The organism is Pseudomonas sp. JAI120, assembly GCF_014207255.1.
Classification (GTDB): domain Bacteria; phylum Pseudomonadota; class Gammaproteobacteria; order Pseudomonadales; family Pseudomonadaceae; genus Aquipseudomonas.
On the sequence record NZ_JACHCZ010000005.1, the window covers coordinates 264,695 to 280,337 of the forward strand.

The window sequence follows — 15,643 nt, forward strand, 5'->3', positions numbered from 1 at the left end:
CTGCAAGGCCAAGGCAGGGTTCGCCACGCCCGCACGCAACAGACTCAGCCAATGTTCGGCCATGCGCGCGACGGTGGCGGCGCCGAACAGGTCGGTGGCGTAGGTCAGGGACGCCCAGATCGCATCGCCGCTTTCCTGGGTGTCCAGGCTCAGGTCGAACTGGGCACTCTGGCTGTCCCATTCGAGGTTGGCCACGCGCAGGCCCGGCAGTTGCTGCGCGGCGACGGGGGAATTGGCCTGGTGGTTGAACATCACCTGGAACAGCGGGTTATGGCTCAGGCTGCGCTCCGGTTGCAGCGCTTCCACCAACTGCTCGAACGGCAAGTCCTGATGGGCCTGGGCTTCCAGCGCGCGGCGCTTGGTCTGCTGCAGTAACTGGGCGAAGCTCATCTGACCATCGAGGTCAGCCTTGAGCACTTGCGTATTGACGAAGAAGCCGATCAGCGATTCGGTCTCGACGCGGTTGCGGTTGGCAATCGGCACGCCCACGCGAATATCCTGCTGGCCGCTGTAGCGGTACAGAAATGCCTGGAAGGAGGCCAGCAGCAACATGAACATCGTCACGCCTTCGCGCTGGGCCAGGGCTTTCAACCCTGCAACCAGTGCCGGTTCCAGCGCGATGTCCAGACGCGCGCCACGGTAGCTCTGTTGCGCCGGGCGCGGCTGGTCGAATGGCAGCTCCAGCACCGGCTGCGTGCCGCTGAGCAGTTCACGCCAGTAGTCCAGTTGGCGGGCCTTCTCCCCCGCTTCCATCCAGCTGCGTTGCCACAGTGCGTAGTCGGCGTACTGGATCGGCAAAGGCGCCAGCACGCAGTCCTGGCCCTGGCTGTAGGCAGCGTAGAGCTGCATCAGCTCCTGCACCATCACGCCCATCGACCAACCATCGGAGACGATATGGTGCTGCACCAGCACCAGCACGTGCTCGTCTTCACCGAGGGTAAGCAGGCTGACGCGCAGTAGCGGGCCTTGCTGCAAGTCGAACGGGCGGGCGATTTCGGCTTCGACGCGGGCCTTGAGCTGCGCCTCGTCGACCGAGCTTTCAGCGATCTCGATCACGCCGTGGGCCAGCACTTCCTGGGAGCGCTGTTCATCATCCAGGTGCAGGCGCGTGCGCAGGCTTTCATGGCGCACCGCGAGGGTGTCGAAGCTCTTTTGCAGCGCAACCTTGTCCAGGCGCCCGCTCAGGCGCAGGGCGCCCGGCACGTGATAGGCGGCGCTGTCCGGGTCCAGTTGCCAGAGAAACCACTGCCGTTCCTGGGCGTAGGACAACGGCAGCATCTGGCCGTCCTCACGGATCGAGGCAATCGGCAGCTGGGCGAAGCTCATGCCCCGGCTTTGCAGGCGCTGGTAAAACTGCTGGCGTTGTTCCAGAGGCAGGCGAAGAAAGCGCGAAACCAGATCGATATTAGGGTTGGAAAGCATGGGTCAAATCGCCTCTAGTTCGCTCAAAAAGTCACGAAGGTCATCAAAATCTTCCGCAGTGCCTGCACGGAAGGTGGCAGCGGCCTGCACATAGGCGCGCAGCGTTTCGGTCTGGAACACTTCCACCAACGGCACTTCCAGGCCCAGCTCGGCCTGGACCCGCGAGGTGATCTGGATCGCCAGCAACGAGTGGCCGCCGACTTCGAAGAAGTTGTCGTTCAGGCCCACCTGCGGCAGGCGCAATACCTCGGCCCAGATCGCGGCAATCTTCTGTTCAAGCTCGGTTTCGGGGGCCACATAGGCCTGTTGCAGCAGGCTCGCATCCGGCTCGGGCAAGCCCTTGCGGTCGAGCTTGCCGTTGGGGGTCAGCGGCATTTGCGCCAGGAACATGAAGTACGTCGGCACCATGTAATCCGGCAGGCGGGTTTTCAGGGCACGGCGCAGGTGGTCGCGGAACTCGGCTTCGTTGACCAGGCTGGCGTCGGCCGGCACCACGTAGGCCACCAGCTGTTTGCCGGTCGGGCCTTCCTGGGCCACCACCACGGTTTCGCCAACGTTGTCCTGCTCACGCAGGCGCGCTTCGATCTCGCCCAGCTCGATACGGAAGCCACGGATTTTCACCTGGTGGTCGACGCGACCGAGGTAATCCACCACGCCATCCGGGCGCCCACGGGTCAGGTCGCCGCTGCGATACACACGACTGCCGGGTTTGCCGAACGGGTCCGGCACGAAGCGCTCGGCGGTCAGCGCCGGACGTTCCAGGTAACCGCGGGCCACGCCCTCGCCACCCAGGTACAGCTCACCGGCGACGCCGATGGGTTGCAGGTTGAGTTGCGCGTCCAGCACGTAGCCGCTGCGGTTGCCCAGCAACGTGCCGATTGGCGCGTAGACGGCGCCGCAAGGATCGCCTCGACGGGCTTTCCACAGCAGCGGCGTGACCACGGTTTCCGTCGGGCCGTAACCGTTGAACAGGTAGGTCGGCTTGAGCGCGCGCCAGGCCAGGTCGTAGCTGGCCTGTGCCACTGCGTCACCGCCGAAGCAGTAGACCCGCACCTTCGGCGGGTTGCCGTCACGCTCGGCATGTTCGGCCAACTGCTGCAGGTACACCGGAGGGAACACCGCCATGGTCACGTTGTGACGGTGCATCTGTTCGTAGGTGTACTCGGGCAGCCATAGGCTGTCGTCACGGATCAGCACGCTGGCGCCATTGATCAGCGGGTGCATCCAGCCTTCGTGGGAGCCGTCGAAGGCGAAGGACATGAAGTGCAGTTCGCAATCGGCCGGGGACGTTTCATAACGCTCGCCAGTGGCAATGATATGCGCCACCAACGGCCCATGAGAGACCGCCACGCCTTTGGGCATGCCGGTCGAGCCGGAGGTGTAGATCACGTAGGCCAGGTTGTCGCCGTCCAGTTTCACCTGCGGTGCCGTGTCGCTGAAGCCTGCCCATTGCTCGGTGCGATCAATCGCCAGGCTGTCCAGGCCTTCGGGAATCGGCAGTTGCTGCAAGGCACTGGTGTGGGTCAGCAGCAACTTCGCACGGCTGTCCTGCATCATGTACAGCAGGCGATCACGCGGGTACTCGATATCCAGCGGCACGTAGACGCCGCCGGCCTTCATCACCGCCAGGAACGCCACCATGCTCTCGGCGCTGCGCGGCATGGCAATCGCCACCCGCACTTCGGGACCGACGCCACGGGCGATCAGGGCGTGGGCCAGGCGGTTGGCCTGGCGGTCAAGCTCGCCGTAGCTCAGGGTTTGCGCGTCGAATTTCACCGCGACTGCATCCGGTTTTTCCCGGGCGCGGTCGGCGACCAGTTCGTGCACCAGGCGCTTGGCCGAAAAGCCGGCGTCGGTCTGGTCCCACAGTTGAAGAATGTGTTGTTGCTCGTCCTGGCCCAGCAGGTTGAGTTGGCTGATGGCTTGCTGTTGGTCGGCAACCATCGCCTGCAACAGGTTTTGCCAGTGGCCGGCCATGCGCTCAATAGTGGCTGGGGCAAACAGATCGGTGGCGTAGCTCAGGGAGGCTCGCAGGGTCGCCTGGCTTTCCTCCACATCCAGTGCCAGGTCGAACTGGGCCACGCCTTCATCCCAGCTCAGCACCTCGACATCCAGTTCGGTGAGGCGCTGCAGGTGATTGGCTGCCGAGGTCACGCGATGGTTGAACATCACTTGGAACAGTGGGCTCAGGCTCATGCTGCGCTCGGGTTGCAGCGCTTCGACCAGCTGTTCGAACGGCAGGTCCTGGTGGGCCTGGGCTTCGAGGGAACGTTGGCGTACCTGGTGCAGCAGTTGCACAACGCTCATCTGCCCGTGGATATCGGCCTTGAGCACTTGGGTATTGACGAAGAAGCCGATCAGCCCCTCGGTTTCCAGGCGATTGCGGTTGGCAATCGGCACCCCGACACGCACGTCTTCCTGGCCGCTGTAGCGGTGCAGCAACGCCTGGTAGGACGCCAGCAGCACCATCGGCAACGTCACTCCGGCGCCCTGCGCCAGACGACGCAAACCGGCCAGCAGCTGCGGTTGCAACTCGATGCCCAGGCGTGCGCCACGATGGCTTTTCACGGCCGGACGCAGGTAGTCGAAAGGCAATTCCAGCACCGGCTGCACGCCACCCAACTGTTCATGCCAGTAGGACAGTTGACGGGCCTTCTCTCCCGCCTCCATCCATTGGCGCTGCCACACGGCATAGTCGGCGTACTGGATCGGCAAGGCCGGCAGGGTTGGCGTCTGCCCGTGGCTGAAGGCGGCGTACAGTTGCACCAGCTCCTCGACCATCAGTTGCATCGACCAGCCATCGGAGACGATGTGGTGCTGCACCAGCACCAGCACATGTTCGTCCTCGGCCAGGCGCAGCAACCGGGCCCGCAGCAACGGCCCGCGCAGCAGGTCGAATGGCTGCGCAACGACGTCAGCCACCCGTGTCTTGAGGCCGGCTTCATCGGTGTCGGCCAGATCGATTTCAATCAGGCCCAAGTCTTCAATCACTTGGACCGTGCCGGCGGCGTCCTGGCGCAAATGGGTGCGCAGGCTTTCATGGCGTGCCAGCAAAGTGTCGAAGCTGCGTTGCAGCGCTGCCAGGTCCAGCGGGCCTGTCAAACGCAAGGCGCTGGGGATGTGGTACGCGGCGCTTTCGGGGTCGAGTTGCCAGAGGAACCATTGGCGTTCCTGGGCATACGACAGCGGCAACGGCTGGCTGCGATCGGCCTTGAGCAGCGCCGGCGCGACCACGCCCTCCTCACCCAGGGCCACCACGAAGTCACCCAGCAACGGGTGTTCGAACAGGGTCTTGAGCGCCACTTCCAGCGCCAGAGCCTGGCGTACCCGCGATACCACCCGCGTGGCCAGCAGCGAATGCCCGCCCAGCTCGAAGAAGTGGTCGTCGAGGCCGACCTGGGGTACGCCCAGCACCTCGGACCAGATCGCCGCGACCTGTTGTTCGCGCGGGGTGACGGCGGCCACATGGCTTTTCAGCAACAGGCGGGTATCGACCTTGGGCAAGGCCTTGCGGTCGAGCTTGCCGTTGGGGGTCAAGGGCAGGCTGTCGAGGAACATCACGTGCGCCGGCACCATGTAGTCCGGCAGGCGCTCACGCAAGGCCGCTGTGTAGGCGTGCGGCGGCTGTGCCGCAGACGTCACCAGGTAGGCGATCAAGCGGTCGTTGTCGGCGAGCACCACGGCTTCGCGAACGCCTTCATGCTCGCGCAGGCAGGCTTCGATCTCGCCCAGTTCGATACGGAAACCGCGCACCTTGACCTGATGGTCGACCCGGCCGATGTACTCCACCACGCCGTCGGCACGGTAGCGTGCCAGGTCACCGCTGCGGTACAGGCGCTCGCCCGGCGCGCCATACGGGTTGGGCACGAAACGTTCGGCGGTGAGGGCTGGCCGCGCGTGGTAGCCGCGCGCCAGGCCGACGCCGCCGATCAGCAGTTCACCGGCCGCGCCCACCGGGCATGGGCTGAGCCCGGCATTGAGGATGAACAACGCGGTGTTGGCGATCGGTCGCCCGACCAGAGGTTGCGCCTCCAGCAGGCGATGGGCCGCCGACCAAATGGTGGTTTCGGTGGGACCGTAGAGGTTCCACACCGGGCCTTGCAGGTCGAGCATGCGCTGGGCCAGGTCGGCCGGCAGCGCTTCGCCGCCGCACAGGCACTTGATGCCGCGCAGCACGTCGGCACGCGGGCTTTCCAGCAGCATGCGCCAAGTGGACGGCGTGGCTTGCAGCACGTTGGCGGATTGGGCGGTGACCAGGTCGATTATCGCCTCCGGGTCGAGCGCCAGTTCCTGGCCACTCAGCAGCACCGTGGCGCCGACTGTCAGCGGCACGTACAGCTCCAGGGCAAAGATGTCGAACGAGAACGTCGTCAGCGACAGCACCCGCGCCTGCGCGCCGATGTCCAGGGTGCCGGCCATGCCGCAGGTAAAGCTGCACAGCGCCTGGTGCGGCACCATCACGCCCTTGGGCTTGCCGGTGGAGCCAGAGGTGTAGATCACATAGGCCAGGTGGTGTGGCGTGACGCTGACCTGCGGGTTGTGTTCGTCACCGCCGGCGTCCTCGACCAACAGCACCTGCAGGCCTTGCGGTTGCACCAGGCGCCCGATCAGCGGCGACTGAGTCAGCAGCACCTGGGCGCGGCTGTCTTCGAGCATGAACGCCAGGCGATCGGCCGGGAATTGCGGGTCCAGCGGCACGTAGGCGCCACCGGCCTTGAGGGTCGCAAGCAGGCCGACCACCATGGGCAGGGAACGCTCCACATGCACCGCCACCCGCACGTCCGGGCCGACGCCCGCCGCGATCAGGCGATGGGCCAGGCGGTTGGCGCGGCGGTTGAGTTCGCTGTAGCTCACGGCCTCGCCGTTGAATTGCAGCGCGATGGCGTGCGGCTGCGCCAGGGCTTGCGCTTCGAACAACTGGTGGACACAGCGCTCGCGTGGGTAGTCGACGGTCGTGCGGTTCCAGTCTTCGACCATCTGCTGCCATTGCGATGGGTTGAGCATCGCCAGCTCGTCCAGAGCCTGGGAGGCATCGTTGACCACTGCGCGCAGCAGGTTCTGCCAGTGCACAGCCAGGCGCTCCAGGGTGGCGGCGTCGAACAGGTCGGTGGCGTAGGTCAGGGATGCCCAAAGGCCGTCGACGGACTCCTCGGTTTCCAGGTTGAGGTCGAACTGGGTCGTGTGACCGGTCCAATCCACCGGCTGCAGATCCAGGCCAGGCAGTTGCACCGGGCCGGCGCGCAGGTTGTCCTGGTGATTGAACATCACCTGGAACAACGGATTATGGCTGAGGCTGCGTTCCGGTTGCAGCGCCTCTACCAGTTGTTCGAACGGCAAGTCCTGATGGGCCTGGGCCTCCAGGGCACGTTGCTTGACCTGGGCCAGCAACTGCTCGAAGGCCATCTGCCCGTGCAGGTCGGCCTTGAGCACCTGGGTGTTGACGAAGAAGCCAACCAGACGCTCGGTTTCCAGGCGATTGCGGTTGGCGATCGGTACCCCGACACGAATCTCGGCCTGGCCGCTATAGCGGTGCAGCAAGGTCTGGAACGACGCCAGCAGGAGCATGAACAGGGTTACGTCCTGGCGTTGGGCGAGTGCCTTGAGTTCGGCCACCAGGGCGTTGTCCAGGTGTACCCGCCGACGCGCACCGCGATGGCTTTGCACCGCCGGGCGCGGGTGGTCCAGGGGCAGTTCCAGCACCGCGTGTTCGGTACCCAGGCGTGCACGCCAGTAATCAAGTTGGCGTTGTTTCTCCCCGGCCGCCATCCAATCGCGCTGCCACACGGCATAGTCGGCGTACTGGATCGGTAAGGCCGGCAACAGCGCCTGGCCTTGATACAGCGCCAGCAGTTCGTCGACCATCACTTGCATCGACCAGCCGTCGGAGATGATGTGGTGCTGGGTGATCACCAGCACATGGTGCGCGGCCGTGATCTCCAGCAGCATGACGCGCATCAGCGGGCCGTTGAGCAGGTCGAACGGGCGTTGGATTTCTTGCGCGACCGCCTGCTCGATGGCCGAGTCTTGCACCTGCTGGCGTTGGATCACCACCGCCAGGTTTGGCTGGATGACCTGCCAGGTGTGCTCAGCCTCTTCCACGAAGGTGGTACGCAACGGTTCATGGCGTTGCACCAGGGCCTGGAATGCGTGTTCCAGTGCCGGGACATCCAGCTCACCGCGCAGGTGCAATGCGGTCGGTACGTGGTAGGCGGCGCTGCCGGGGTCCAGTTGCCAAAGGAACCATTGGCGTTCCTGGGCGAAGGACAGTGCCAACGGTCGGTCGCGCCCCAGGGCCACCATCGGGCTGGCAGTGCCGGCCTGCAACCCTGCGCAGGCCACCGCGAACGCTTCCAGCGTGGGCTGTTCGAACAACGCTCGCAACGGCACTTCCAGCTTGAGCTCGTGACGCACGCGGGAGATCACCTGAGTGGCCAGCAGCGAATGGCCGCCGCGTTCGAAGAAATGGTCATCGAGCCCCACCTGCTCGACGTGCAACACCGCTTGCCAGATCGCCGCCAACTGCATGTGCAGCGGGCTTTGCGGAGCGCGGTAGGCCTGCCGCGCCTGGCTCAGGTCCGCCAGCGGCAGTGCGCGGCGGTCAAGCTTACCGTTGTTGTTCAACGGCAAGGCATCGAGCACCAGCCAATGCCCCGGCACCATGTAGTCCGGCAAGGACTGGCGCAAGACCGCCGCCAGCGCCTGGGTATCCAGTGGCTGGCCGTGGGCCGCGACCACGTACGCCACCAACTGCGTGCCGGTGGCACTCGGCTGCGCAACGACGGCAGCTTCGCGCACCCCCGGCAGGGCTTGCAGGCTGGCCTCGATTTCGCCCATTTCGATACGGAACCCGCGGATCTTCACCTGATGGTCGATACGCCCCACGTACTCCAAGGCGCCCGCCTCGTTGTAACGGGCCAGGTCGCCACTGCGGTAGAGCCGCGCACCGGGCACCGCCGAAAACGGGTCCGGGAGGAAACGCTCGGCGGTCAACGCCGGGCGGTCGAAGTAACGCTGGGCCAGGCCGAACTCGGCGCCGATGCACAGCTCGCCAACGCCATCGGTGGCCAACAGTTCGAAACCGCTGTCGAGTACGTACAGCGAGCGGCCAGCGATCGCCCGGCCAATCGGCACGCCGAACGCATCACTGGCATCCGCCAGTTGGCACTCATGCACGCTGGACACCACGGTGGCCTCGGTCGGCCCGTAGGTGTTGACCAGGCGCACGCCGCCCAGGCCGGCCGCGTGCCAGGCGCGCAGCCCTTCCACCGACATGGCCTCGCCGCCCACATGCACCTGGCGCAGGTTACCCAGGGCACGACCATCGGCCGCGCACTCTTTGGCCAGCAGATACCAGTAGGCCGCCGGCAAGTCAGCCAGGGTCACGCCCTGTTCGACGATTTCCCGTGCCAGTTGCCCGGCATCCCACAGTTCATCGCCACGCATGATCAACGCGGCGCCCACACACAGCGGCGGATAGCACTGTTCGACAAAGCCGTCGAAACTGAAGGTCGCGAACTGCAGCACGCGGTCCTCTGCACACAGTTGGCTGTAGACCTCGGCGCTGTCGCAGAATTGGCCGAGGGCCGCATGGTCGATGGCCACGCCCTTGGGTTGGCCGGTGGAACCCGAGGTGTAGATTACGTACGCCAGATCGGCAGCGGCAGCGTGGGTGAGTGGGTTGCTGGCAGGGTAGCCGGCCAGCTCGGTACCGGAGACGGTGAAGTCCAGGCGGGCCAGCCCTTGCGGCAGCGGCAGGTCGGCCAGTAACCCGGTTTCGCTGAGCAGCAGGTCCAGACGGCTGTCCGCCAGCATGTAGGCCAGGCGGTCGGCGGGATAGTTCGGGTCCAGGGGCACATAGGCCGCGCCGCTTTTGAGCACGGCCAGCAGGCTGACGATCAGTTGCGGGCCGCGCCGCGACGCCAGGCCCACGCGCTGGCCCGGGCCCACGCCCAGCGCCAGCAGACGATGGGCAAGCCGATTGGCACTTTCATTGAGCTGGGCATAGCTCAAGCGTGCTTCGCCAGCCTGCACCGCCAGCGCGTGCGGTGTGGCAGCGGCCTGGGCCGCGATGCGTTCGTGCACGCGCGAATGGCGCTGGGCCGCGCCCGGTGATTGGCTGAGGGCAAGCACGTCGCGTTGTGCGGTGGCGTCAAGCAATTGCAGGTTGCCAAGGGGCGCCTTGGCATCGGTGAGCAACTGCACCAGCAGGTGCTGCAGGTTGGCGCTCAAGCGGGCGACCTGCTCAGCGCTGAAGCGGGCCCGGTCGTAACTGAACTCCAGGCGCAGGCTGGCTCCCAACTCAATGCCCAGGGTCAGCGGGTAATGGGTGCGTTCATGGTTGTGCATACGGCCAAACGTAAGGCCTGCGGGCGCGCCCTGCTTCAGGGCCTCGGCCACCGGGAAGTTTTCAAACACCAGCAAGGTGTCGAACAATGCGCCCTGCTGGCCGGCCCAGCCTTGTATGTCGTACAGCGGCACATGCTCGTGGTCACGCAGGCTGAGGTTCAGGGCTTGCAACTCGTTGAGCCATTGGGCGACCGGCTGGGCTGGCGACGGCGCGCTGACAATGGGCAGCGTGTTGATGAACAGGCCCAGTTGCTGCTCGATCCCCGGCAGCGGTGCCGAACGCCCGGCGACGGTGGCGCCGAAGGCCACGCAATCCTGGCCGGTGTAGCGCTGCAGCAACAGGCTCCACGCCCCTTGCAGCACGGTATTGAGGGTGATTTTCTGACGACGGGCGAACTCGCCGAGGGCCTGTGTGAACTCGCCCTCGAGGATCAATTGATGCTCAGCCGTGCCCAGGCCATCGACCGGCGCGCGCAGCGCTTGCGCGAGCAAGGTAGGTGTTTGCAACGGCGCCAGGGCGGCTTTCCAGAACGTCTCACCCGAGGCTTGCTGTTGCAGCCAGCCGAGGTAATCGCGGAACTGCCCCAGCGGCGCGGGCAAGGCCTGGCCGGCATAGTGAGCGATGACTTCACCCAGCAACTGGGCGTTACTCCAGCCGTCCATGAGGATGTGGTGGCTGGTGAAGATCAGGTGCCAGGCGTTACCGGCGCCCCGCACCAGCATCAGGCGAAACAGCGGCGCGGCATTGAGCGCGAAGCCCTTCTCGCGTTCAGCCTCGGCAAGCGCATCGAAGTCGGCATCGATGTCTTCGATCACATGCAACTGCATGTCGACCTGACGCAGGATCACTTGATGCGCACTGTCCAGTCCCAGCCAGTGGAAGCTGCTGCGCAGAATGTCATGGCGGTCCAGTGCCGCCTGCCAGGCGCGGCCGAAAGCCAACAGGTCGAGGCCGTCGATATCCAGGCGCAACTGGTTGATGTACGCCTGGGCTTCTGGTTCGTAGAGGGTATGGAACAACATGCCCTGCTGCATCGGCGACAGCGGATAAAGGTCGGCAATCGCCGGCCCCGCCACCGGCAACGCGTCCAGTTGCTGTTGGCTCAAGCGTGCCAGTGGGAAGTCCGAAGGGGTAACCTGCCCTGCCGGGGTGGCTCGGCAATGCTCGATCAAGGCCTTGAGCTCTGCCGCGTAGTCATCCGCCAACTGCTGCACCGTTGACGCCTCGAACATCTCGCGGCTGAAGCCCCATTGCAGGGCCAGTTCACCGCCGTACACCTGCCCTTCGACCGTCAGCCAGTTGGCCAGCGGTGCCTCGGCATCCTGGGCCTGGCCGCTGCCCTGGGTGGCCGGAATAAACAGCGCGGATTCGTTGAACTGGCGGTCGAACTGGCCCAGGTAGTTGAAGGTGATGCGTGGCACGGCCAGGTTCGCCAAGGCTTCGCGGGCCGCAGGCGGGCCGAGGTAGCGCAGCAGACCATAGCCGATGCCTTTGGCGGGCACGGCACGCAGCTGCTCCTTGACCGACTTGATCGCGGCCGACAGCTCACCGTCGGCTTGCAGGCGTACCGGGAACAGGCTGGTGAACCAGCCGACGGTGCGGGTCAGGTCGACGCTGTCGAACAGGTCTTCGCGGCCATGGCCTTCCAGTTGGATCATTGCGGCGTTCTGGCCGCTCCAGCGGCTGACCACCCGCGCCAGGGCCGTGAGCAACAAATCGTTGACCTGGGTACGGTAAGCCGCTGGCGCGTCCTGGAGCAGTTGACGGGTGTGTTCGGCATCAAGGCGGATTTCGAGCTTGCTGCCCAAGCGGTTTTGCAGGCCGCCCTTGGGGTTGTCGCACGGCAAGTCCGCGTCCACCGACTGCGCCTGCCAGTACGGCAGTTGGTCGTCCAGCGTGCGGGCATGGGCTTGCAACTGTTCGGCCCACAGCTGGTAGGCGCTGGTTTTGGCCGGTAGCGATGCCTTGCGGTAAGCCTGTTGCAGGTCTTCCAGGACGATACGCCAGGACACACCATCGACCGCCAGGTGATGGATCACCAGCAGCAGGCGCTGGCTGCCATCGGCCATGCGCACCAACGCGGCACGCAGCAGCGGGCCTTTCGCCAGGTCGAGGCTGCGCTGGGCCTCATCGCACAGCGCCGCCAGCTCATCGTCGCTGCCGGCGTGGGTTTGCCACAGGCCCGACTCGGTGACTGGCGCGGCATAGGCTTGCTGCCAAGCGTCAGCCTGTTGCACGAAACGCAGGCGCAGGGCGTCGTGATGGTTGATCACCTGAGTCAGGGCGGCTTCCAGGCGTGCCGGTTCCAACAGCTCGCGCGGGGTCAACAACAACGATTGGTTCCAATGCTGACGCACGGGGATCGCCTGGGCGAAAAAGCCTTGCTGCACCGGGGTCAGGATTACCTCGCCGCTGGCAGGCCCCTGGTCGATTACAGTGGTTTGCTCGAAGCTTGCCACCAATGCCAGGCTGCGCACGCTCTGGTACTGAAACAGGTCGCGTGGGCTGAGGCGAATCCCCGCCTGGCGCGCGCGGCTGACCACCTGGATGGAGATGATCGAATCGCCGCCCAGCTCGAAAAAGTTGTCATCCAGACCGACTTGCTCGACACCGAGCACATCGCTCCAGATCGCCGCCAGGGCTTTTTGCAGGGTGTTTTCCGCAGCGACATACGCCTGTTGCGGCGCAGTATCGGGCACCGGCAGGGCTTTGCGGTCGAGCTTGCCGTTGGCGGTCACCGGCAGCTTGGCCAGGTGCACCAGGTGGGTCGGCACCATGTATTCCGGCAGGCTGCCGAGCAGCCAGGCCTTGAGGTCGGTGGGCGCCTCGCCCTCCAGCACCAGGTACGCCACCAGTTGCTTGCCGCCGTGTACCAGCACCACCGCCTCACGCACCGCCGGGTGTTGCATCAGGCGCGTCTCGATTTCGCCGAGTTCTATTCGCAGCCCGCGCAGCTTGACCTGGTGGTCGAGGCGGCCAAGGTATTCGATCACACCGTCGTCACGCTGGCGCACACGGTCGCCGGTACGGTACAGGCGCGCGCCGTCACCGAAGGGGCTGGGCACAAAACGTTCGGCGGTCAGTGCCGGACGGCGATGGTAACTGCGGGCCAGGCCGGTGCCGCCCAGATACAGCTCGCCGGACACGCCGGCAGGCACCGGGTTGAGCTGAGCATCGAGCATGTAGGTGCCAAGGTTGGCAATCGGACGGCCGATGGGCACGGCGTCACGGCCTTCGTCGATGCAGGTCCAGTGGGTCACGTCGATGGCCGCTTCGGTCGGGCCGTAGAGGTTGAACAAGCCGGCCTGGGGCAGCTTGACGAACACCTGCAATTGCGCGTCCAGGGGCAAGGCTTCGCCACTGCACACGATGCGTTTGAGGCTTATGCAGGCCTGCACGCCTGGTTCATGGATAAACGCCTGGAGCATGGACGGCACGAAGTGCACGGTGGTGATCGCGTGCTCGCTGATGGTCTCGATCAGCCGCGCCGGCTCGCGGTGTTCGCCAGGGGCTGCGACTACCAGGCGGGCGCCGGTCATCAGTGGCCAGAAGAACTCCCATACCGACACGTCAAAGCTGAACGGGGTTTTCTGCAGCACCGCGTCACTGGCATCGAGGCCGTAGGCCTGTTGCATCCAGCACAGCCGGTTGACCAGTGCGCGATGGCTGTTGCCGGCGCCCTTGGGCTTGCCGGTGGAACCGGAGGTGTAGATCACATAAGCGAGGTTCAGCGCGTGGATGTCGACGGCGGGCGCTGCGACGCTGTAACCGTCGAGCCAGCCTGGCGCCTGGTCGAGGAGCATCACCCGAATACCTTCGCCAGGCAGCAGCGGCAACAGGCTGTGCTGGCTGAGCAGCAGCTGGATGCCGCTGTCTTCGATCATATAGGCCAGGCGTTCCTGGGGATATTCGGGGTCGAGCGGGACGTAGGCGCCGCCGGCCTTGAGAATGGCCAGCAGGCCGATGACCATCTCAAGGGAGCGCTCAACGCAGATACCCACCAGGGCGTCAGGGCCGACCCCCTGCTCGCCCAAGGCATGGGCCAATTGGTTGGCGCGGGCGTCGAGTTGCGCGTAGGTCAGCGTGGTCGCGCCGAACACCAGCGCCGGCGCATCCGGTGTGCGCTGCACCTGGTCTTCGATCAGGTGATGAATACCGCGCTCGGTCGGATACGCTTGCGCGGTCTGGTTCCAGGCGTGCACCAGCATGTGTTGCTCATCGGCGGCCAGCATCGGCAGTTCACCAATGCGCTGCTCGCCATCGGCGACCATGGCCTGCAACAGGCTGATCCAGTGGCGCGCCATACGCGCGATGGACGGCGCGTCAAACAAGTCATTGGCGTAGGTCAGCGCAGCGTGCAGGGTGCCGGATTTTTCATAGGTGTCGAGGGTCAGGTCGAACTGGGTGGTGCGGCCTTGCCACTCCACCAGGGCCAGTTCCAGGCCGGAGGCGGTGCTGACCGAGGCGATATCGGCCACCACCGGCTGATGGTTGTACATCACCTGGAACAGCGGCGTATGGCTGAGGCTGCGCTCGACATTCAGGGCTTCCACCAGGCGCTCGAACGGCAGCTCCTGATGGGCCTGGGCGCCGAGGGCATGCTCCTTGATCCCTTGCAGCAACTCGGTGACCCGGGTTTGCCCGCTCAGCTCAGTGCGCAAGACTTGCGTGTTGACGAAGAAGCCGATCAGCCCCTCGACTTCCGTACGGTTACGGTTGGCGATCGGCACGCCGACGCGGATATCGCCCTGGCCGGTGTAGCGATGCAGCAGCACATTGAAGGCGCCGAGCAGCAGCATGAACAGGGTGACGTTGTGCTGTTGCGCGCAGGCGCGCAACAGCGCGGCCAGCGTCGGGTCAATCGCGAAGGTGTGGCGGGTGCCCTGATAGCTGGGCATGGCCGGGCGCGGGTGGTCGGTGGGCAGTTCCAGCACCGGATGCTCATCACCCAGGCGCGCCTGCCAGTATTCCAATTGACGGGCCTGCTCCCCCGCTTCCAGCCAGCGCCGCTGCCACAAGGCGTAGTCGCTGTACTGGATCGGCAGCGCCGGCAATTGCGGCGCTTCGTTGCGCTCGTGGGCGTCGTAAAAACGGATGAACTCGTCGATCAGCACGTTCATCGACCAGCCATCGGAGACGATATGGTGCAGGGTCAGCAGCAGCACGTGCTCCTGGGCATCGAGCTTGAGCAGTTGCACGCGCAGCAGTGGGCCGTGCTCCAGGTCGAACGGCAGCAGCGATTGGCGGGTGGCCGCGTCGTTGACGGCGTGTTCGCGTTCGGCCGGGGCCAACGCCGTTAGATCGAGCTGTTCAATGGCCAACGACGGCGCTACGGCCACCTGCATCAAGCGTTCATCGGCCTGGCGCTGGAACACCGTGCGCAGGGTTTCGTGCCGGGCCACAAGGCTGGCGAACGCCTGCTCCATGGCGCCAAGGTTCAGCGCACCCTTGAGGCGCACCGCACCCGGCAGGTTGTAGGCGCCGCTGCTCGGGTCCAGTTGCCAGAGAAACCACATGCGCTGTTGCGCGTAGGACAGCGCCTGGCGGTCCTCTGCCTCCACGCCGGCCGGAATCGGAAACCGCGAAAAATCCACCCCTTCTTTCTGCAGTGCCTGCAGGAACAGCTGGCGTTTTTCCAGGGGCAACCCGATAAACCGGCGAGCAAGTTTCAAGGAGTCTTCAGCATTCATTTGTTGGAGTCCGGAGCAATAGGCAGGAAGCACAAAGGCACGTCGTCCCTATAAAACGAACCGGACAGGGAAAAATTAGCGGGGGATGGGCGGCGTAGAGCGAGCTGTCATCAGGGGTTACATCAATCCCCGGGAAAGACACACGAACCCCAGCTAGCATTGACGAACACCACTTTTTTGCAAC

The 15,643-nt window shown here is 65.1% G+C and carries 1 protein-coding gene and 1 pseudogene; both read right to left on the reverse strand.

Annotation, left to right across the window (positions count from 1 at the left end; genetic code table 11):
• Positions 1–18: 18 nt before the first annotated feature.
• Positions 19–1,422: pseudogene (locus HDC32_RS32550) on the reverse strand (condensation domain-containing protein); the annotation flags it as partial.
• A 3-nt stretch (positions 1,423–1,425) separates the two neighbouring features.
• The gene (locus tag HDC32_RS24885) at positions 1,426–15,459 is read right to left on the reverse strand and encodes a non-ribosomal peptide synthase/polyketide synthase (protein ID WP_184745909.1); all 14,034 of its coding nucleotides are present in this window, start codon (positions 15,457–15,459) and stop codon (positions 1,426–1,428) included.
• Between the last annotated feature and the right edge of the window lie 184 nt (positions 15,460–15,643).